The sequence below is a fragment of the Geodermatophilus sp. CPCC 205761 genome (assembly GCF_051383655.1).
Classification (GTDB): domain Bacteria; phylum Actinomycetota; class Actinomycetes; order Mycobacteriales; family Geodermatophilaceae; genus Geodermatophilus.
This window is the reverse complement of record NZ_JALPKQ010000008.1, coordinates 99638-119591: the sequence shown is the minus strand read 5'-3', so window position 1 is coordinate 119591 and position 19954 is coordinate 99638. Positions and strand designations below refer to the sequence as shown.

Genomic DNA, 19954 nt, shown 5'->3' with positions numbered 1-19954 from the left:
TCCTCCGTGTCGCCCCAGATGGTACGGGGAGTCGGGGCGTGCGCCGGGTCACCGGAGCGGCCACCGGGAGCCGGGACCCGGCTCCCGGCGGTAGCGTCGCCCCGGGAGCGGCCCCGCGGCCGCAGGCAGGGCCCACCCGCGCCGCGAGCAGGGGCACCCCCGCTCGGAGGGAGAGCGAGGAGAGCCGGTGAGCGACTCGGTCGCGGTCGTCTGGGACGACGCGCTGCTCGGCTACACGATGGGCGGGGACCACCCCCTGCACCCGGTCCGGCTGGACCTCACGATGCGGCTGGCCGACTCCCTCGGCGTCCTGGCGGCCGACCGGCTGGAGGTGCTGCGGCCCACCCCGGCCGACGTCGACCTGCTGACCCTCGTGCACGACCCGGCCTACCTCGACGCGGTCAAGCGCGCCCCCTCCGACCCCCACATCGGGTTCGGCCTGGGCACGGCGGACAACCCGGTCTTCGAGGGCATGTACGACGCCGCCGCGCTGATCACCGGTGGCAGCGTGCTGGCCGCCGAGCAGGTGCACAGCGGCCGGGCGCAGCACGCGGTCAACATCTCCGGCGGCCTGCACCACGCCATGCGCGACCGCGCGTCCGGCTTCTGCGTGTTCAACGACGCGGCGATCGCGATCGCCTGGCTGCTCGCCCAGGGGCACCAGCGGATCGCCTACGTCGACATCGACGTGCACCACGGCGACGGCGTCCAGGCCGCCTTCTACGACGACCCGCGGGTGCTCACCGTCAGCGTCCACCAGACCCCGCTCACCCTCTTCCCGGGCACCGGCTACCCCGAGGAGACCGGCGATCCGGAGAAGGCGCTGGGCAGCGCGGTCAACCTGGCCCTGCCCAACGGCACCGACGACTCCGGCTGGCTGCGCGCCTTCCACGCCGTCGTCCCCAGCGTGCTCAAGGCCTTCCAGCCGGAGATCCTCGTGACGCAGTGCGGGTGCGACGCCCACCACGAGGACCCGCTCGCCGACCTCGCGCTCACCATCGACGGGCAGCGGGCCAGCTACCAGGCGCTGCACGACCTGGCCCACGACGTGTGCGACGGGCGCTGGATCGCGCTCGGCGGCGGCGGGTACGGCCTGGTCCGCTGCGTGCCGCGGGCGTGGACGCACCTCATCGCCGAGGCCAGCGGACAGCGGCTGGACCCCGCCACCGAGATCCCGGAGTCCTGGCGGGAGGACGTCGTCCGGCGGGGGCTGCGGGCCCGCCCGCCGACGCACATGACCGAGGGCGGCTACACCGGCTTCTCGCGCTGGGACCCGTTCACCGAGTCCCGCGTCGACCGGGCGATCTCCCGCACCCGCCACGCGGCGTTCCCCTACTTCGGCCTCGACCCGGACGACCCCCGTGACTGAGCAGCAGACCGAGATCCCGCCCGCCCCGGTGCAGGAGCCCGCGGAGGCGCCCACCGCGCCGGCGCACTGGGAGGCCGACATCATCGCCGCCGACGGCGGCACGGTGCACCTGCGCCCGATCCGGCCGAGCGACGCCGAGGGGCTGGTCGGGATCATGGACCGCAGCTCCGAGCAGACCCGCTACTACCGCTTCTTCGGCCCGATGAAGCGGCTGTCCGACCGCGACCTGCACCGCTTCACCCACGTCGACCACGACTCGCGCGTGGCTTTCGTCCTCGTCCTGGGCGACCAGCTCATCGGCGTGGGCCGCTACGACCGCTACCCCGACACCAGCGACGCCGAGGTCGCCTTCCTCATCGAGGACGCCCACCAGGGCCGCGGGCTGGGCTCGGTGCTGCTCGAGCACCTGGCGGCCGCGGCCCGGGAGCGGGGGATCGAGCGGTTCGTCGCCGAGGTGCTGGCGCAGAACAACCGGATGGTGCGGGTCTTCCTCGACGCCGGGTACACCCCCGAGCGCACCTACGAGGAGGGCGTCGTCCACCTGACCTTCCCGATCGCGCCCACCGAGACGGCGCTGGCGGTGCGCTACGAGCGGGAGCAGCGCAGCGAGTCGCGCTCGATCGCCCGGCTGCTGACCCCGTCCTCGGTCGCGGTGGTGGGGGCCAGCAACGACGAGGAGAAGCTGGGGCACGCCGTCCTCCGGCACCTGCTGGACTACGGCTTCCGCGGGCCGCTCTACCCGGTCAACCCCGGCACCCGGCACGTCCGCGGAGTGCCCGCGCACGCGTCCATCGAGGCGATCCCCGACGACGTCGACCTCGCCGTCCTGGCCGTGCCCGCCGACGAGGTCGCCGGCGTGGTCGAGGCCTGCCGGCGCAAGCGGGTCCGCGGGCTGGTGGTGATCTCCGGGGGCTTCGGCGAGTCCGGTCCGGAGGGCAGGGTGGCCGAGCGGCGGCTGGTGGCGGCGGCCCGGGCGTCGGGGATGCGCGTGGTGGGGCCCAACTGCCTGGGCATCGTCAACACCGATCCGGCGCTGCGGCTCAACGCCAGCCTGGCGCCGCGCATCCCGGGCCGGGGCCGGGTGGGCTTCTTCGCGCAGTCCGGCGCGCTGGGCTCGGCGCTGCTGGAGCAGGCGCGCAGCCGCAACATCGGCCTGTCCAGCTTCGTCTCGGCCGGCAACCGCGCCGACGTCAGCGGCAACGACCTCCTGCAGTTCTGGGCCACCGACCCGGCCACCGAGGTGGTGCTGCTGCACCTGGAGAGCTTCGGCAACCCGCGCAAGTTCGCCCGGCTGGCCCGCCGGGTCGGCCGCGACAAGCCGGTCGTGGCGGTCAAGAGCGGCCGGCACGTGCGCATGACCGAGGGGCTGGCCGGCACGTCGGTCGCGGTGCCCGAGGAGTCGGTGGCCGCCCTGTTCGCCTCGGCCGGGGTCATCCGGGTGCAGACGCTGGCGCAGCTGTTCGACGTCGCCACCCTGCTGGCCCACCAGCCGCTGCCCGGCGGCGACCGGGTGGCCGTCGTCGGCAACTCCACGGCGATGGGGGTGCTGGTCAGCGACGCCGTCCTCGAGGAGGGGCTGCGGCTGGCCCGCGAGGCGCCGACCGACATCGGCGCCGGCGGCTCGGCCGAGCAGTTCCGCGCCGCGCTGCAGGAGGCGGTCGACGACGACGGGGTGGACGCCGTCGTCGCGGTGTTCCTCCCGCCCATCAACCGCGGCTCGGCGGAGTTCGGCCGGGCACTGCGCGAGGTGGCCCAGGGCACCGAGAAGCCGGTGGTCGCGACCTTCCTCTCCTCCGAGGGCATCCCCGCCGAGCTCGTCGTGCCCGGCGAGGACGGGACGCCGGCGCGCGGGTCGGTGCCGTCGTACTCCACCCCGGAGCGGGCGGTGATCGCGCTGGCGAAGGTCGCCGAGTACGCGCGGTGGCGGCGCCGGCCGGTGGGGGAGGTGCCGGAGCTGCCGGACGTCGACGAGCGGGCGGCCCGCGAGCTCGTGCTGACCGCGCTCACCGACTCCCCGGGCGGCCGCCAGCTCACCGACGAGGAGACGATCGCGCTGCTGGCCGCCTACGGCGTGCCGCTGCTGGGCACCCGGACGGTCACGGATGCCGAGGCCGCGGTCGCCGCCGCCGAGGCGATCGGCTACCCGGTCGTGCTGAAGTCGACCGCGCCGTGGCTGCGGCACCGCTCCGACCTGGGCGGGGTGCGGCTCGACCTGGCCGACGCCGACGCGGTGCGGGCCGCCTTCGCCGCCATCCCCTCCGGCGACCCGGTGATCGTGCAGGAGATGGCCGCGCCGGGCGTGGTGACCGTCGTCGAGATCGTCGACGACCCGTCCTTCGGGGCCCTGGTCAGCTTCGGTCTCGGCGGGGTGGCCACCGACCTGCTCGGCGACCGCGCGTACCGGACGCTGCCGCTCAGCGACCTCGACGCGGCCGAGCTGGTCCGGGCGCCGCGGGCGTGGCCGCTGCTCGACGGCTACCGCGGCTCGGAGCCGGTCGACGTCGCCGCGCTGGAGGACCTGCTGCTCCGGGTCGGCCGGCTGGCCGACGACCTGCCCGAGGTGCTGCAGCTGTCGCTGGAGCCGGTGATCGTCGGCCCGGCCAACCCGTGGCACGGCGGGCGCTCGCTGGTGGTGGCGGGCGCCGTCGTGCGGGTCGGCCCGCCGACCGCCCGCCTGGAGCCCGGCCCCCGCCGGATGCGCAGCCCCGGCGGCTGAGAAAGGACCCCTCTGCCCCCCGCCGCTCGTAGGCTCGCGGCGGGACCCTGCAGAGGGGCCGCCCTCAGGTCTCCGGCGTGCGCGCGGCGACCAGGTGCCCGCGGAACGGGGCGGGCAGGGCGCCGTCGGGGTCGGTGAACGGGGCCAGCACCTCCCGCGCCCCGGTGCGGATGCGGGCGTACACGTCGGGCGAGATCTGCCGGGCCAGGGGTGAGCCCTCGACCTCGGTCACCGCCATGGCCTCGGCCGACTCGAAGGCCGCCGTGCCGAGGTGCGTCCGCGTCTCCAGCACGGCCAGGCCGGCGTCGGTGAGGCTCGTCCGGAGCGCGTCCAGGTCGCCGCAGGCCCAGTAGGCGCCCATCAGCGGCCGGGCGACGGGACCGGCGTGCCGCACCACCAGGTCGACGAAGGGGGCGTAGGCCGGCTGGTCCTCCAGGGCGGCCGGCACGCAGAGCGCGACGACGCCACCGGACCGGGTCACCCGGGCCATCTCGCGCAGCGCCGCCGTCCGGTCGGGGAAGAACATCAGCGCCATCTGGCACAGCACCGCGTCGAAGGACCGGTCCGGGAACGGCAGCGCGGCGACGTCCCCCTGCCGCCACTCCAGCTCCGGCCGGACCCGCCGGGCGACGGCGAGCATCGCCTCGTTGAGGTCCAGCCCGACCACGCGGCCGGTTCCGGCGAGCCGGTCGGCGACGGTCCGGGCGACGATGCCGGTGCCGCACGCGACGTCGAGCACCTCCTGCCCGGGCCGCACGCCGGCCACGTCGGCCAGCAACGGCGCCCACTCGGCGAAGAGGGCCGGGACGAACCGGGACTCGTAGAGCTCGGCGGCCTCGGCGGTCACCTGGAAGGCCTCGGTTCCGGACCGGTCCGCGGTACTGGTCATGGCGTCCTCCCTGTGCGCGGGAACGGGTCCAGGGTCGTGGGGGAGGAGCCGCGGGTCATGGGTGCACGCACCCAGGACCCCGCCCATCCGCGCACCGTGGGGGTCCCGCCGGGGACGGGCGGTGGGACCCTCGGACCATGGCAGGCGGCGACGTCCTCCTGGCCCGGGGCGAGGCGGCGCTGGAGCGCGGCGACTGGTCTGCCGCGCGGCAGGTGTTCGCCGACGCGCTCGGCCGTTCCGACACCCCCGACGCCCACTACGGCATGGCCCGGGCGCTGGAGTGGGCCGGCGACTTCGAGGGCGCCATCCGATGCTACGAGCAGGCGTTCCGCGGCTGCCGGGCGCAGGGCCGCGCCCGCCTCGCCGCGCTCATCGCCGGACGTGAGCTGAGTTTCCTGCACGCCGCGGTGCGCGGGAACGGTGCGGCGGCGGAAGGCTGGCTCGCCCGGGCGAGGAGCCTCGTCGGCTCCGACGACTGCGTCGAGCGGGGCTGGGTGGCGCTCGCCGCCGCGGCCGGCACCGACGTCGCGCACGAGGTGGCCGCGGCCGCGGAGGAGGCCGCCGGCGTGGCCCGGCGGTGGGACGATCCCGACCTGCACTTCTGCGCGCTCGCCTACCGGGGCGCGGGCCTGGTCCTGCGCGGGCAGGTTCCCGAGGGGATGCGGTGCGTCGACGAGGCCGCGGTGGCCGCGGGCAACGGCGAGGTCCGCGACCACCTGGTCATCGGCGAGATCTACTGCAAGATGCTGCTCTGCTGCGAGCTGGCGCTCGACGTCCACCGCGCACAGCAGTGGCTCGCCGTAGCCGATGCCGCCGGCCGGGCGTCGAACGACCTGTGGGTGTCGGCCATCTGCCTCATGCACCACGGCGGCGTCCTGATCGCGGCCGGCCGGTGGGCCGAGGCCGAGGCCGAGCTGACGACGGCGCTCGGGCTCTACGACCGCGGGATGCGCGCCCTCCGGGCCGGCGCCGCGCTCCGCCTCGCCGACCTCCGGGTCCGGCAGGGCCGGCTCGAGGAGGCCGCCGGGCTGCTGGCCGGCAGCGAGTTCGACGGCGCCGCCGTCCTGCCGCTGGCCCGGCTGCACCTGCTGCGCGGGGAACCGGAGAGCGCGGCGGCGGTCCTTCGCCGCTGCCTCGCCGGTGCGACGGTCCTGCACGCGCCGGCGATCGCGCTGCTGGCTCAGCTCCAGGCGGACGCGGGCCGGATCCACGACGCCGAACGGCTGCACGGCCGGCTGCGGGGCCTGGCCGCCGCGAGCGGGCTCCTGCACGCGCAGGCGCTGGCCGAGCTGGTGGCCGGCGTGCTCGCCCGGACCACCGGCGGTGCGCCGGCCCTGCCGCCCCTCGAGGCGGCCCTCGTCGGGTTCTCCCGCGCCGGCCTGCCGTGGGAGGCGGCCGGCGCCCGGCTCGCGGTCGCCCGTGAGCTGCGCGACGAGGCCCCCGACCTGGCGAGGGCGGAGGGCCGGACGGCGCTGCGCACCTTCCAGGAGCTCGGCGCGGCGCGGAGTGCCGACGAGGCGGCCGCGCTGCTGCGGAGCCTGGGCGCCCGCCCCGGGCCGTCCCCGCGGTCGGGCGGGGAGCTCACCACCCGGGAGCGGGACGTGCTGCGGCTGGTCGCCGAGGGGCTGTCCAACGCCGAGATCGCCCGGCGGCTGTTCCTCAGCAAGCGCACCGTGGAGCACCACGTCGGCGCCATCCTGGCCAAGTCGGGTGCGGGCACCCGCGCCGAGCTGCTCGCCCGCATCGTGCGACACGGCTCCGCCGGGCTGTAGAGACACCGAGAGCCCGCCGCCCGGAAGGGCGGCGGGCTCTCGGCCGGCCCCGTCGTCAGGTGGACGGGGTCCTCTCTCAGGCCAGGTAGTCGCGCAGCGCGTCGGCGCGCTCGGGGTCGCGGAGCTTGGCCATCGTCTCGCGCTCGATCTGGCGCACCCGCTCGCGGGACAGCCCGAACTGCTTGCCGATCTGCTCGAGGGTCCGCGGCTGGCCGCCGTCCAGGCCGAAGCGCAGCACGACGACGTCGCGTTCGCGGTCCTCCAGCGTGCCCAGCACGGTGCGGACGTCGCCCTTCATCATCTGGAAGGCGACGGCGTCCTCGGCGACGGCGGCGTCGGCGTCCTCGATGAAGTCACCGAGGCGGGACTCCTCGTCGGCGCCGACGGTCTGGTCGAGGCTGACCAGGTCGCGGGAGTACTCGAGCAGCTCGGTGATCCGCTCGGGGGTCATGTCGAGCTCGAGGCCCAGTTCCTCGGCGGTGGGCTCGCGCTCCAGCTCCTGGTGGATCCGTCGCCGGGTGCGCACGACCTTGTTGACCTGCTCGGCGAGGTGCACGGGCAGCCGGATCGTGCGGCCGGAGTCGGCCATCGCGCGGGTGATGGCCTGGCGGATCCACCACGTCGCGTACGTCGAGAACTTGAAGCCCTTGGTGTAGTCGAACTTCTCGACCGCGCGGATCAGACCGACGTTGCCCTCCTGGATGAGGTCCAGGAACGTCATGCCGTGGCCGGTGTAGCGCTTGGCGACCGACACGACCAGGCGCAGGTTGGCCTCGAGCAGGTGCCGCTTGGCCGCCTTGCCGTCGATGGCCAGCGTCTTGTAGTCCCGCTGGAGCGCGGGCGTGAGCTGCCGCTCGTTGAGCAGCCGCTCGGCGTACAGGCCGGCCTCGATCCGCTTGGCGAGCTCGACCTCCTGCTCCGCGGTGAGCAGCGCGGTCTTGCCGATGGTGTTCAGGTACACCCGCACGAGGTCGGTCGAGACCAGACCGGTCGTGTCGGGCTCGCGGCGCGGCGAGCGCACCTCGAGGGTGTCGGTGGGGGAAGACTGCAGCAGCGTCACGATCTGTCTTCGTCCTTGCCTTCGGTACGGATGCACCTGCTCGCGTCGTCGTGGCGCGGTGCACCCGGATGTCGTGGGTGGGGGCCCCGGTCGGCCGGCCTGCTCTGCCAGGCGGCCGCAGCCCTCGCTCTCGTTGTCCGTTGTGGTACGCCCTGCACAACGGCCCCGACCCCGTCGGGTGTTCCGCGTGTGCCGGCTTCACAGCAAATGCACAGGGCGTGTGTTGCGTCACCCGGTGATACCCAAGGCGTCCGGGCTCAGACCTCCAGGAGCAAGGTCATCGGTCCCTCGTTGACCGAGGAGACGAGCATGCGGGCGCCGAACACCCCGGTGGCCACCTCGCTGCCCCGGCGGCGCAGCTCGGCGACCACCTCGGCCACCAGGGGTTCGGCCACCTCGGCGGGCGCGGCGTCCTGCCACGAGGGACGGCGGCCCTTGCGGGTGTCGGCGTAGAGGGTGAACTGGCTGATCACCAGCACCGGCAGGCCGAGGTCGCCCACGGAACAGGCGCCGCCCTCACCGGGGAAGACCCGCAGTTCGTGCACCTTGCGGGCCAGCGCGCGGGCGCGGGCCGCGTCGTCCTCCCGGCCGACGCCGACCAGCGCCAGCAGGCCGCGGCCGATCTCGCCCACCACGGCGCCGTCCACCGTCACCGCCGCCGTCCCGACCCTGCTCACCACCGCGCGCACCCGCCGATCCTCGCCGCGCGGTCGCGGTCGACCAAACCGCGGACCGCGCGGCACGGCGGGTGCGCCGCCGTCGGACGGCGGTCAGAGATCCTGGCCGCGGTACTTGCGGCCCCAGATCCCGGATTTGCCGGGCGCCATGATCGAGTGGGGGTCGAGGGCGTCCTTGACGGCCTCGTGGAACCGCAGCAGCGCGCCGTCGCCCCAGTTGTAGGTGCCCATCACCTGGTCCATGAGGGCGTTGTGGGTGCGGTACTCCCCGTAGCCCTCGGCGGCGGCCTCGTCGATGAGCACCCGGGCCAGGTCGAGGGTCTCCTGCCGGGCCTGCGCGTCGGTGGTGTCGAACAGCAGCAGCGCGATGTGGTGCATCTCCCGCAGCCCGACGATGAACTGGGCGGCGTAGTCCTTGCGGTACTCGTCGGCCCGCCGGCGCACCATCTGCGCCTGGCGCAGCGCGTCGGCGCCGTCGGGCGCGGAGACCGGCGAGAAGCCGATGTGCCCGCCGTTGGGCACGAACTCCATCAGCTTCATCTCGTCCAGGCTGGGGATGCCGTTGTTGATCCGGTGCCGGTCGTGCAGCACGTGCGCGCCGCGGTCGGTGGCCTCGTCGCGGTCGTGGTGGGTGGCGAAGGTCGACCCCGGCACCTGGAGGAAGGCGTCCTTGATCATCCCGAGGTAGGCGTCGACGACGGGCGGGGGACCGTAGACGGTGCCGTAGAGGTTCCAGTACCCCAGGCCGAGCTCGGACTTCATCCGCTGGATCGCCTCGTCCGGCAGCGGGCCGTCGCCGTCGTGCCACTCGGTGCGCTTCGAGACGACGCCGGCGTCGAGGATGATGTTGCGCAGCACCGGCACGTTCTGCAGCGGCGCCATGTTCACCCGCAGCGGGAACATGATGTCGACGACCTGCGCCAGGTCCTCCTCCCGGTCGAAGGTGATCACGAACGTGGTCGCAGACGGTGGGCGCTGCATGAGCTGGATGCCCATCTTGGTGACGATGCCCAGGTTGGACTGGGTGAACAGGCCGTCGGGGAAGGGCCCGAAGCCGTACTGGAACAGCTGCCAGGTGTCGCTCCCTGGCACGGCTCCCATGCCGGTGCGCATGACGTCGCCTGTGGGCAGCACGACCTCCAGGCCGGCCTGCCACATCAGGTGGTCGCCGTAGGGGGTGTAGCCGACGCCGCGGTCGAGGGTGTTGCCGACCACCGAGCCCCAGCCCAGGTCGGGGCAGTCGAGCATCAGCGACGGCGCGTTGGCCTGCAGGTACTCGTACAGGTCGAAGTACGAGACGCCCGGTTCGAGCAGCGCGTAGCCGTACCTCTCGTTGACCTCGATGATCCGGTTCATCCGCTCGCCGGTGTTCACGACGACGGCACCCGACAGCCGCGGCTGGCCGCCGCCGTAGCCGTTGTTCTTCCCGGTCGAGATGGGGGAGAGCGGGATGCCGAACTCGTTGGCGATCCGGACGATCTCCTGCACCTGCTCGGTCGTCTCCGGGGAGACCGCCGCCGACGCGCCGGCCGCCGGCTCGCTGCCGACCGGGTACGGGTCGCGGTAGCGGGCCAGGTCGCCGTCCTCGGTGGCGACGTACTTGTCGCCGACGACGTCCCGGAACCGGGCGATCGCCGTGTCGAAGTCGGACTCGGACAGCCCAGGGGGCAGCAGACGGGCCACGGGGGACTCCTTCGTCGGTGGCGGGCGGGACGTGCCCGACCCACAGCCAAGGACGGATGTGGCGCCGGCCACAACGGTTTCCCGGCAACTGGTCGCATACTGGCCCGCGACGGTCGTCCGGCGGATCACACCGGTGGAGGCGCCATGACCGCTGCCGGGGAACCGGTCCGCCCGCGGCCGTTGCCGGAGGTGTCGGTCCGCAGCGGCGACCCCGACGAGGCGCGCGACGTGGGCACGCGGGTGTTCCACAGCCACCGGGTCACCGTGCTCGGTGACGCGAGCCGCTTCGCGATGACCCTGGACGCCGCCTCGCTGGGCCCGCTCACCGTCGGCTGGTTGAGCTACGACACCGAGGTGCGCATCGAGAGTGCCCACGACGGCCACTACCAGGTCAACGTCCCCACCGCGGGCACGCTGACCGTGACCAGCGCCGGCCGGAACGCCGTCGCGGGGCCGGGCGCGGCGGTCGTGCACGTCCCCGACCGCGCCGCCGTGTTCAGCGGCTGGGCGACCCCGGCTCCGGTCCTGGCCCTCCGCATCGCCCAGCCGGCGCTCGAGCACGAGCTGGAGCAGCTGCTGGACCGGCCGCTGCGCCACCCGGTCGACCTCGACCTGGGCATGGACGTCTCGACCGGTCGCGGCGCACAGTGGCTGGCCCTGGTCCGGTCCCTGGCCACCGACCTCGCCGACGAGAACGCCCTCGTCCGCCAGCCGATGGTGGCCGCACCGTTCACGCACAGCGTGATGTGCGGCCTCCTGCTGACCGCGCTGCACGAGCACCGCGACGAGCTGGCCGCACCGGCGCCCGCCGCCGGCCCGTCGGTCGTGCGCCGGGCTCGGGACTACATCGAGGCCAACGCGGACCGGCCGGTCACCGTCGCCGAGATCGCCCGCGCCTGCGGCGTCGGCGTCCGGGGCCTGCAACACGGCTTCCAGCGGGCGATGGACACCTCGCCGACCGAGTACCTGCGGCACGTCCGGCTCCGGTGCGCGCACCGCGACCTGCTCCTCGCCGACCCGGCGACGACCACCGTCGAGGCGGTCGCGCAGCGCTGGGGGTTCCCCCACCGCGGCCGGTTCGCGGCCCGGTACCGGCAGCGCTACGGCGTCCCGCCCGCGGAGACGCTCCGGCAGCGCCCCTGAGCGCCGAGCCGGCCACCCGGTCGACGGCGCCGGTGCACTGTGACCGTTTCGTGGTTGTCAACGCAGTAAGCGCACCCTAAGTTTGGTTAGCCAAGCCTTACTAGAGCGACGTGCACCCATGAACGCGCAGCAGGCCGGTCCCCGGCCGCTGCGCGCCTGTGCCTCGCCCACAGCCGGGCCACGACAGCGCGCTGCACCGGGCGGCGCCGCACCACGACCGGAAGGACACCATGCGTCGCGCACCGAGATGGGTCGCACTCCCCACGGCAGCCCTGCTCGCGGGCGGGCTCGCCGCCTGCTCCTCGGCCTCCTCGGCCTCCTCGGCCTCGTCGGCCGCGGGCGAGGCGGAGGGCGCCACCGACGTCACCGCCATCACCGTCGAGCACGCCTTCGGCACGACGACGATCGAGTCGCAGCCCGAGCGGGTCGCCACGGTGCAGTGGGCCAACCACGAGGTGCCGCTCGCGCTCGGCGTCGTCCCCGTCGGCATGGCCGCCGCGAACTTCGGTGACGACGACGGCGACGGCCTGCTGCCGTGGGTCTCCGAGCGGCTCGAGGAGCTCGGCGCGGAGACGCCGGTGCTGTTCGACGAGACCGACGGGATCGACTTCGAGGCGGTCGCCGACACCGACCCCGACGTGATCCTCGCCGGCTACTCGGGCCTGACCCAGGAGGACTACGACACCCTCAGCGAGATCGCCCCGGTCGTCGCCTACCTGGAGGCGCCATGGGCGACGCCGTGGCGCGAGATGATCGAGATCAACGCCGCGGGCATGGGCATGGCCGAGGAGGGCGAGGCGCTCGTCGCGAGCCTCGAGCAGGACATCACCGCCGCCGTCGGCGAGTACCCCCAGCTCGAGGGCAGGTCGACGATGTTCCTGACCCACGTGGACACGGCCGACCTGAGCGAGGTCAGCTTCTACACGCCGTTCGACACCCGCAGCGCCTTCTTCGAGGACCTCGGGCTGTCCACCCCGGCCAGCGTCACGGCGGCCTCCACCGACCCCGAGCAGTTCTCCGGCACGGTGAGCGCCGAGCAGGTCGACGCGTTCGACGACGTGGACATCATCGTCACGTACGGCGACCAGGCGCTGGTAGACGCGCTCAACGCGGACCCGCTGCTGTCCCAGATCCCGGCCGTCAGGAGCGGGGCCCTCGTCCTGCTGCCCGACACCCCGCTGGGCACCGCGGCGAACCCGACCCCGCTCGCGATCTCCTGGGTCCTCGAGGACTACGTCTCGATGCTCGCCGAGGCAGCTGACAAGGGGCAGTGACCACCGCTCCTCCCGTCCCGGCCTCGGGCGCCGCCGTCGTGCGGCGCCCGAGGCCGGGACGGTCCCTCTGGCTGCTGGCCGTCCTCGCGGTGCTCGTCGCCCTGGCGATCGCCTCGATCACGGTGGGCTCGCGGGACGTGGCCTGGTCCGACATCCTCGCCGCCCTGGGCGGGTCCACCGAGAACATCGGGCAGGCGGCCGTCACCAAGCGGATCCCGCGCACCCTCCTCGCCGTCGTCGTGGGCGCGGCGCTCGGCCTGTCCGGCGCGGTCATGCAGGGCGTCACCCGCAATCCGCTGGCCGATCCCGGGGTCCTCGGGATCAACATGGGTGCGTCGCTGGCCGTGGTCGCCGGGCTGGCCTGGTTCGGGCTGTTCTCGTCGACCAGGATCATCTGGACGGCGATCGCCGGCGCCGCGCTGGCGGCGGGGTTCGTCCACGCCGTCGGGTCGCTCGGGCGCGGCGGGCCGACCCCGCTGAAGCTCGCCCTGGCCGGCGCGGCCACCTCGGCCGCCCTCACCTCGTTCATCACCGCCGTCGCCCTGCCGCGCGGTGACATCGCCGAGAGCGTGCAGTCCTGGGAGATCGGCGGTGTCGGCGGCGCGACCTTCGAGAGCATCGGCACGGTGCTGCCGTTCCTGGCGGTGGGGTTCGCCGTCAGCCTGCTCTCGGCCCGCAGCCTCAACTCCCTCGCGCTTGGCGACGAGCTCGCGGCCGGCCTCGGGGAGCGCGTCGCCGTGGCCCGCGGGATCGCGGCCCTCGGCTCGGTGCTGCTGTGCGGCGCCGCCACGGCGGTCGCCGGCCCGATCGGCTTCGTCGGGCTCGTCGTCCCCCACCTGTGCCGGCTGCTGGTCGGGGTGGACCACCGCTGGCTGCTGCCGTTCTCGGCGCTGACCGGTGCCTGCCTGCTGACCGCCACCGACGTGCTCGGTCGCATCGTGGCCCGCCCGGCCGAGATCGACGTCGGCATCATCACCGCGCTGGTCGGCGCCCCGTTCTTCATCGCGATCGTCCGCCGGCAGAAGGTCCGTGAGCTGTGACCGCCGTCGTCGCGCCTGCCTCCTCCACGGTCGACGCCGTCGCCCGGAACCGGGTCCGCCGCGCCGCCCGCCGGCGCCTGGTCGTCGCGGTGCTCGCGGTGCTCGTCGTCGCGACCTTCGCCGTCACCCTGATGGTCGGGCGGACCTCCTACCCGCCGGGGGACGTGCTCCGGGTGGTGCTGGGCCAGGACGTCCCCGGCGCCACCTTCACGGTCGGCCGGCTCCGGCTGCCGCGCGCGGTCCTCGCGGTCGCCGCGGGGCTGAGCTCCGGCCTCGCCGGCGTCACGTTCCAGACGATGCTGCGCAACCCACTGGCCAGCCCGGACGTCATCGGCATCAGCGCCGGGGCGAGCGCCGCGGCCGCCTTCGCGATCGTCCTCCTCGGCTGGAGCGGGACCGCCGTCTCGATCACCGCGATCGTCGCCGCGCTCGTGGTGGCGCTGCTCGTGTACGTGCTGGCGTTCAAGGACGGGGTCGCGGGCACCCGGCTCATCCTCATCGGCATCGGCATCGCCGCCATGTCGAGGAGCTTCATCGCCTACGTCCTGGACCAGGCCGGAGCGTGGGACTTCGCCGAGGCGCTGCGCTGGCTCACCGGCAGCCTCAACGGCAGCACCTGGGAGGCGACGGTGCCCGCCCTGATCGCCCTGGTGGTGCTCGGGCCGGTCCTGCTGACCCAGACGCGGGAGCTCTCGGCGCTGCAACTCGGGGACGACATCGCGTCCGCGCTCGGCATCCGCGTCGAGCGCACCCGCATCGTGGCGATCGTCGCGGCGGTGGGCCTGATCGCCTTCGCCACGGCCGCGTGCGGGCCGATCGCCTTCGTCTCGTTCCTCGCCGGACCGATCGCGGCCCGCATCGTGGGACCGAACGGCTCGCTGCTCGTCCCCGCGGCACTGGTCGGGGCGCTGCTGGTGCTCGTGGCGGACGTCGTCGGCCAGTTCGCGCTGGGGACCCGCTTCCCGGTCGGCGTCGTGACCGGCGTGCTCGGCGCGCCCTATCTGATCTACCTGATCGTCCGCACCAACCGCGCCGGAGGTTCTTTGTGAGCGACTCTGCTGGCCTGGCGGCTCCGCCGCGCGGAAGCGAAGGGAGAGCGCTGTGAGCACCACCCACTCGCTGGCGGCGGAGGACCTCACGCTCGGGTACGGCGACCGCGTCGTCGTCGAGGACCTCGATCTCGTCGTGCCGCCCGGCCGCATCACGGCCATCGTCGGCGCCAACGCCTGCGGCAAGTCGACGCTGCTGCGCTCGATGTCGCGGCTGCTGGCGCCGCGCGGCGGGCAGGTCCTGCTCGACGGCCGGGCCGTGCACCGCATGCCGGCCAAGGAGCTCGCCCGCACGCTCGGCCTGCTGCCGCAGTCGCCGATCGCACCCGAGGGCATCACCGTCGCCGACCTCGTCGGGCGGGGCCGCCACCCGCACCAGGGCGTCTTCACCCGGTGGAGGAGGGAGGACGACGCCGCGGTGGCCGCGGCGCTGGAGGCCACACAGACGACGGAGCTGGCCGAGCGCGCCGTCGACGAGCTCTCCGGGGGCCAGCGCCAGCGGGTGTGGATCGCGATGGCGCTGGCCCAGCAGACCGATCTGCTGCTCCTGGACGAGCCGACCACGTTCCTCGACGTGGCCCACCAGGTCGAGGTGCTCGACCTGCTGACCGACCTGAACCGGACCCGCGGCACGACCATCGTGATGGTGCTGCACGACCTCAACCTCGCGGCCCGCTACGCCGACCACCTCGTCGCGCTGGCCGACGGGCGGATCCACGCCTCCGGGGACCCGGCCGACGTGTTCACCGAGGACTGCGTACGCGCCGTCTTCGGTCTCGACAGCCGGGTCATCGTCGACCCGACCTCGGGCAAGCCCCTCATGCTGCCGCTCGGCCGCCACCACGCGGTGGCACCGGTCGACGCGCTCCGCGGCGGCACGGCGACCTGACGGCGGGGCGCCGGCATCGCCACGACGGGGGAGCTGTCGACTGTCGCCACCCTGCTGTCGACACCGCGGCGATAGGATGCGGGCCGACGAGGAGGTGCTGTGAACGTGGAGCCACTGGCCAGCCTGGATCGCAGCACCCTGCGTGAGCGGGCGCTGGAGTCGGTCCGCGCGGCGATCCTCTCCGGTCAGTACCGCCCGGGGGACCACCTCGGCGAGGTGGAGCTGGCGGGCTCGCTCGGGGTGAGTCGTGGCACGGTGCGCGAGGCCCTCCGGCACCTCCAGCAGGAGGGGCTGGTCACCGCCGGCAACCGCGGGATGCTGCGGGTCAACAGTCTGAGCCCGGCCGAGGTGCGGGAGCTGTTCCAGGTCCGGGCGGCGCTCGAGGGGCTGGCGGTCCGGCAGATCATCGCCTCCCCGCGTCGGGACGCCGCCGTCGCCGCGCTGCGGACCGCGCTCGGGCACCTCAGCGACGACGGTGCGGACCCCACCGCGCGGATCGAGGCCGACCTGGCCTTCCACCTCGAGCTGTGCCGGCTGTCGGGCAACTCCATGCTCGTCGAGGCGTGGCAGCACCTCGCCGGCCGCATGCGGGTCGCGATCCTGAACGGGGCGGCGTGGCAGGCGCCGATGATGGCGCGCGACCGGCACGCCCCGATCGTCGACGCCATCGAGCGCGCCGACGTGACCGCCGCCCTGCACGTCGTGGACGAGCACATGGCCTCGGCCGCGGACCGCTTCGCGGAGTCACCCGAGTCCGCCTGAGCTCCCTGCGGCAGGAACGACCCCCCTTCGCTCGCGCGCTGACACCTCCCCGGCCCTCGGCCGGACCTCGTGCTGCCCGGCGGGCGGCCGCCACCAGCGGCGACGGATTCGTCCCGACGTGACCCTTGACACTGTGACGCGGGCAACGCAGACTTCGTCATCAGTTGACTGTTAACAGTCAACCTAACGCGGGGATCCGACGCCCATCCGCTCACCGGAGGTCACCCATGACCGAACGGCACTCTCCAGTCCGCGATCCGCACCTCGAGGAGGTCGCGGCCTGGCACCCGATCGACGGCACGCCGACCAAGAAGAAGGTCGCCGTCGGCAGCTCGATCGGGGCGACGATCGAGACCTACGACTTCATCGGCTTCGGCACCGCCGCGGCGCTGTACTTCAACGACGCCTTCTTCCCCGCGAACGACCCGCTGTCGGGCACGCTGCTGTCCTTCGCGACCCTCGGCGTCGGCTTCGCCGTCCGCCCGCTGGGCGGGATCATCGGCGGCTACCTGGGTGACCGGATCGGCCGCAAGCCGGTGCTGGTCGGCTCGCTGCTGCTCATGGGCGTCGCGACGGTGCTCATCGGGCTGCTGCCCACCTACGCGCAGGTCGGCGTCTGGGCGCCGATCCTCCTCGTCGCGGTTCGGGTCGTGCAGGGGCTCGCGTTCGGTGCCGAGTGGGGCGGCGCGATCCTCATGTGCTTCGAGCACGCCCCCTGGCGCAAGCGCGGCCTCTACACCGGCATCACCCAGGCCGGCTTCCCGGTCGGGCTGCTCCTGGCCAACCTCGCGTTCCTGGCCAGCGTGCCGCTGGGCGGCTCGTGGGCATGGCGGGTGCCGTTCCTGCTCAGCGCCGTCCTGATCGTCGTGGGCATCCTCATCCGGCTCAAGCTCGAGGAGTCCCCGGAGTTCGAGGAGCTCAAGGAGGAGGGCGACCTCTCCAAGAACCCGCTGCTGGAGGTCCTCCGCGACGACTGGCGCAACGTCCTGCGCGCCTTCTGCCTGCGCACCGCCGAGACCGCCGGTTACGCCGTGGCGGTGACCTTCATGCTGTCCTACCTGACCAGCGAGGGCCTCGCCGACCGCGCGGTCACCCTGACCGCGTTGATGGTCGCGGCCGGCATCGGCATCTTCGCGACGGTCTTCTGGGGTGCGCTCACCGACCGGGTCGGCCGGCGGCCGGTGTACCTGTTCGGCACCGCGATCACCGTGCTGTGGGGCGTCCCGCTCTTCCTGGTGGTCAACACCGGCATGGCGACGGCGATCGTCGTGGCCTTCGTCATCAGCTACGCCGTCTGCCAGAACTCCCTCGCCGGCGTCCAGGGCGCGTGGTTCTCCGAGCTCTTCGCGGCCAAGACCCGCACCACGGGGGCCTCCCTGGCCTACCAGCTCTCTGCCGTCGTCTCCGGCTTCACCCCGCTGGTGGCCACCGCGCTGTACGCCGGGGTCGGCTGGGTCGGCCCGGCGCTGCTCTTCACCGGATACGGCCTGCTGGGGCTGGTGGCGACGTTCCTGACCCGCGACACCTGGGGCCCGGTCGAGCGCGAGGAGGTCGCGGCCCTCGAGCGGAGCTTCGCGACGCCGGCCGCGTCGGACGGGGTCCCCGCCCCCCGCACCGTGGCGCACGAGCGCCGGACGACCGCCGACTCCACGACCGACTGACCCGACGACGAGAACGGAACACGCCATGACCGCACTGAGCACGCCGCTGGCAGCGGGGGAGCGCCCCGCCGACCCGACGGAGCGGATCGCACGCATCCGCCAGGCCGCGTACCGCATCCGACGCAACGCACTGGACATGGGGGAGGTGCAGGGGCAGGGCTACATCGGCCAGGCGCTGGGCGTCGCCGACGTCCTCGCGGTGGTCTACACCGACCAGCTGCGCCACCGTCCCGACGACCCGCACTGGCCCGACCGGGACCGGTTCCTGCTCTCCATCGGCCACTACGCCATCGCGCTGTACGCCGCGCTGGCCGAGGCCGGGATCATCCCGCTCGAGGAGCTGGAGACCTACGGGTCCGACGACAGCCGGCTGCCCATGTCGGCCATGGCGTCCTACACCCCGGGCACGGAGATCTCCGGCGGCTCGCTCGGCCACGGCCTCGGGGTCGCCACCGGCATGGCCCTGGGGCTGCGCCACCTCGGCAACCCCGCCCGGGTGTTCAACCTGCTCTCCGACGGCGAGCTGGACGAGGGCTCCACCTGGGAGGCGGCCATGTCCTGCGCCCACCACGGCCTGGACAACGTCACCGCGATCGTCGACGTCAACGCGCTGCAGGCCGACGGGCCCACCGCCGGCGTCCTGCGGACCGAGCCGGTCACCGACAAGTGGCAGGCCTTCGGCTGGCACGCCCTCCGCGTCGACGGCAACGACGTCGCCGCGCTGGTGGCCGCGTTCGACGAACTCCGCGACCACCGCGGCTCGCCCTCGGTGCTGATCTGCGACACCCGCATCGGCTCCGGCGTGCCCCTGCTGGAGAGCCGGGAGAAGGCCCACTTCATGCGGGTCGAGGAACACGAGTGGCAGATCGCCCGCAACCAGCTCGAGGAAGGACTGGCCCGATGACCAGCACCGCTCCCCGCAAGAAGCTCACCACCTCGGCGATGATCGCGTCCTTCGCCGACCCCGGGCAGCGCACCGCGAGCGCCCCGTTCGGGCACGCGCTCAACCGCCTGGCCGAGGAGCGCCCCGAGATCGTCGGCCTCTCCGCCGACCTGGCGAAGTACACCGACATGCACGTGTTCCGCGACGCCCATCCCGACCGCTTCTTCCAGATGGGCATGGCCGAGCAGACCCTGCTCGGGGCCGCGGCCGGCATGGCCGAGGTGGGCCTGGTGCCCTTCGCGTCCACCTACTCGGTGTTCGCCACCCGGCGCGCCTACGACTTCCTCTGCCTGGACATCGCCGAGCCCGGGCTCAACGTCAACGTCGTGGGCGCCCTGCCCGGTCTCACCACCGGGTACGGCCCCAGCCACCAGGCCACCGAGGACCTGGCGATCCTCCGCGGCTGCCCCAATCTGACGATCGTCGACCCCTGCGACTCCGTCGACATCGAGCAGGCCGTGCCGGCGCTGGCGGCCGCACCCGGCCCCACCTACCTGCGGCTGCTGCGCGGCGCGGTGCCCACCGTGCTCGACGAGTACGACTACCGCTTCGAGCTCGGCAAGGCCGCCGAGCTCCGCACCGGCCGCGACGTCGTCCTCATCTCCACCGGGCTGATGACCATGCGGGCCCTGCAGGCCGCCGCCCGCCTCGAGGCCGACTCCGTCGACGTGGCCGTGCTGCACGTCCCGACCATCAAGCCGCTGGACACCGAGGCCATCCTGCGCGCGGCGCGGACCGACCGGCTCGTGGTCACCCTCGAGAACCACACCGTGATCGGCGGGCTCGCGGAGTCGGTCGCCGCCACGCTGGCGTTCGCCGGCGTCGGCAGCCGCGTCGTGCCGATCGCCCTGCCCGACGAGTTCCTCGCCGCCGGTGCCCTGCCCACGCTGCACGACCGCTACGGCCTGTCCACCGACGCCGTCGTCGCCCGGGTCAAGTCCGAACTCGGCGGCGTCGCCTGGCCCGCCGACCCGGTCCCCGCCACCGCCTGATCCCAACCCACCCCCTCGCACCGCCCCACCTCCCG

16 protein-coding genes are annotated in these 19954 nt (G+C 73.9%); 12 read left to right on the top strand and 4 right to left on the bottom strand.

Annotated features, from left to right (window positions below; all coding sequences use genetic code 11):
* Positions 1–187: 187 nt before the first annotated feature.
* Both MY526_RS07105 and MY526_RS07100 read left to right on the top strand, forming a co-directional pair.
* Entirely contained in the window at positions 188–1369 is a 1182-nt protein-coding gene (locus tag MY526_RS07105) for an acetoin utilization protein AcuC (protein ID WP_436692306.1), read from the top strand.
* The gene (locus MY526_RS07100) at positions 1362–4085 is read left to right on the top strand and encodes a bifunctional acetate--CoA ligase family protein/GNAT family N-acetyltransferase (RefSeq protein WP_436692305.1); all 2724 of its coding nucleotides are present in this window, start codon (positions 1362–1364) and stop codon (positions 4083–4085) included. Before MY526_RS07105 ends, MY526_RS07100 begins: the two co-directional genes overlap by 8 nt.
* A gap of 64 nt (positions 4086–4149) precedes the next feature.
* On the opposite strand, the gene MY526_RS07095 is transcribed toward MY526_RS07100, so the two are convergent.
* Complete coding sequence (locus MY526_RS07095; protein WP_436692304.1) at positions 4150–4974, bottom strand: methyltransferase domain-containing protein; 825 nt, start codon at positions 4972–4974, stop codon at positions 4150–4152.
* A gap of 137 nt (positions 4975–5111) precedes the next feature.
* On the opposite strand from MY526_RS07095, the gene MY526_RS07090 reads away from it, so the two are divergent.
* Entirely contained in the window at positions 5112–6746 is a 1635-nt protein-coding gene (locus MY526_RS07090) for a LuxR C-terminal-related transcriptional regulator (RefSeq protein WP_436703563.1), read from the top strand.
* Positions 6747–6822: 76 nt separating this feature from the next.
* Here MY526_RS07090 and sigB read toward each other — a convergent pair whose 3' ends face one another.
* The 3 genes from sigB to MY526_RS07075 form a co-directional block, all read right to left on the bottom strand.
* Positions 6823–7806, bottom strand: coding sequence for an RNA polymerase sigma factor SigB (gene sigB, locus MY526_RS07085; protein ID WP_436692302.1), 984 nt, complete (start codon positions 7804–7806; stop codon positions 6823–6825).
* 257 nt (positions 7807–8063) lie between these two features.
* Positions 8064–8495 (bottom strand): D-aminoacyl-tRNA deacylase, encoded by a 432-nt coding sequence (gene dtd, locus MY526_RS07080; protein WP_436692301.1) that lies wholly within the window; start codon positions 8493–8495, stop codon positions 8064–8066.
* 81 nt (positions 8496–8576) lie between these two features.
* Positions 8577–10166, bottom strand: coding sequence for an FAD-binding oxidoreductase (locus MY526_RS07075; protein WP_436692300.1), 1590 nt, complete (start codon positions 10164–10166; stop codon positions 8577–8579).
* 144 nt (positions 10167–10310) lie between these two features.
* On the opposite strand from MY526_RS07075, the gene MY526_RS07070 reads away from it, so the two are divergent.
* From MY526_RS07070 to MY526_RS07030, 9 genes are all read left to right on the top strand, one after another.
* Positions 10311–11309, top strand: a complete 999-nt coding sequence (locus tag MY526_RS07070) for an AraC family transcriptional regulator (protein ID WP_436703562.1) — start codon at positions 10311–10313, stop codon at positions 11307–11309.
* Positions 11310–11539: 230 nt separating this feature from the next.
* On the top strand, positions 11540–12583 hold the full coding sequence (locus tag MY526_RS07065) for an iron-siderophore ABC transporter substrate-binding protein (protein ID WP_436703561.1): 1044 nt from the start codon (positions 11540–11542) through the stop codon (positions 12581–12583).
* Positions 12580–13623 carry a FecCD family ABC transporter permease gene (locus MY526_RS07060; protein WP_436692297.1) on the top strand — a complete coding sequence of 348 codons (1044 nt, stop codon included), beginning with the start codon at positions 12580–12582 and terminating at the stop codon, positions 13621–13623. Before MY526_RS07065 ends, MY526_RS07060 begins: the two co-directional genes overlap by 4 nt.
* Positions 13620–14672 (top strand): FecCD family ABC transporter permease, encoded by a 1053-nt coding sequence (locus tag MY526_RS07055; RefSeq protein ID WP_436703560.1) that lies wholly within the window; start codon positions 13620–13622, stop codon positions 14670–14672. The genes MY526_RS07060 and MY526_RS07055 overlap by 4 nt, the downstream gene beginning before the upstream one ends.
* A gap of 52 nt (positions 14673–14724) precedes the next feature.
* Positions 14725–15561: an ABC transporter ATP-binding protein gene (locus MY526_RS07050; RefSeq protein WP_436692295.1), complete on the top strand. Its 837-nt coding sequence runs from the start codon at positions 14725–14727 to the stop codon at positions 15559–15561.
* A gap of 99 nt (positions 15562–15660) precedes the next feature.
* On the top strand, positions 15661–16323 hold the full coding sequence (locus MY526_RS07045) for a GntR family transcriptional regulator (protein ID WP_436692294.1): 663 nt from the start codon (positions 15661–15663) through the stop codon (positions 16321–16323).
* Positions 16324–16550: 227 nt separating this feature from the next.
* Positions 16551–17984, top strand: coding sequence for an MFS transporter (locus MY526_RS07040; RefSeq protein WP_436692293.1), 1434 nt, complete (start codon positions 16551–16553; stop codon positions 17982–17984).
* A 25-nt stretch (positions 17985–18009) separates the two neighbouring features.
* Complete coding sequence (locus tag MY526_RS07035; protein WP_436692292.1) at positions 18010–18888, top strand: transketolase; 879 nt, start codon at positions 18010–18012, stop codon at positions 18886–18888.
* Complete coding sequence (locus tag MY526_RS07030; RefSeq protein WP_436692291.1) at positions 18885–19919, top strand: transketolase family protein; 1035 nt, start codon at positions 18885–18887, stop codon at positions 19917–19919. Before MY526_RS07035 ends, MY526_RS07030 begins: the two co-directional genes overlap by 4 nt.
* Positions 19920–19954 lie beyond the last annotated feature (35 nt).

What these genes read in the sequence shown, in the direction of transcription:
- MY526_RS07065 (WP_436703561.1), top strand. Translation starts at nt 11,540, where the DNA reads ATGCGTCGCGCACCGAGATGGGTCGCACTCCCCACGGCAGCCCTGCTC.
- MY526_RS07040 (WP_436692293.1), top strand. Translation starts at nt 16,551, where the DNA reads ATGACCGAACGGCACTCTCCAGTCCGCGATCCGCACCTCGAGGAGGTC.
- MY526_RS07095 (WP_436692304.1), bottom strand. Translation starts at nt 4,974, where the DNA reads ATGACCAGTACCGCGGACCGGTCCGGAACCGAGGCCTTCCAGGTGACC.
- MY526_RS07090 (WP_436703563.1), top strand. Translation starts at nt 5,112, where the DNA reads ATGGCAGGCGGCGACGTCCTCCTGGCCCGGGGCGAGGCGGCGCTGGAG.
- MY526_RS07070 (WP_436703562.1), top strand. Translation starts at nt 10,311, where the DNA reads ATGACCGCTGCCGGGGAACCGGTCCGCCCGCGGCCGTTGCCGGAGGTG.
- MY526_RS07030 (WP_436692291.1), top strand. Translation starts at nt 18,885, where the DNA reads ATGACCAGCACCGCTCCCCGCAAGAAGCTCACCACCTCGGCGATGATC.
- MY526_RS07035 (WP_436692292.1), top strand. Translation starts at nt 18,010, where the DNA reads ATGACCGCACTGAGCACGCCGCTGGCAGCGGGGGAGCGCCCCGCCGAC.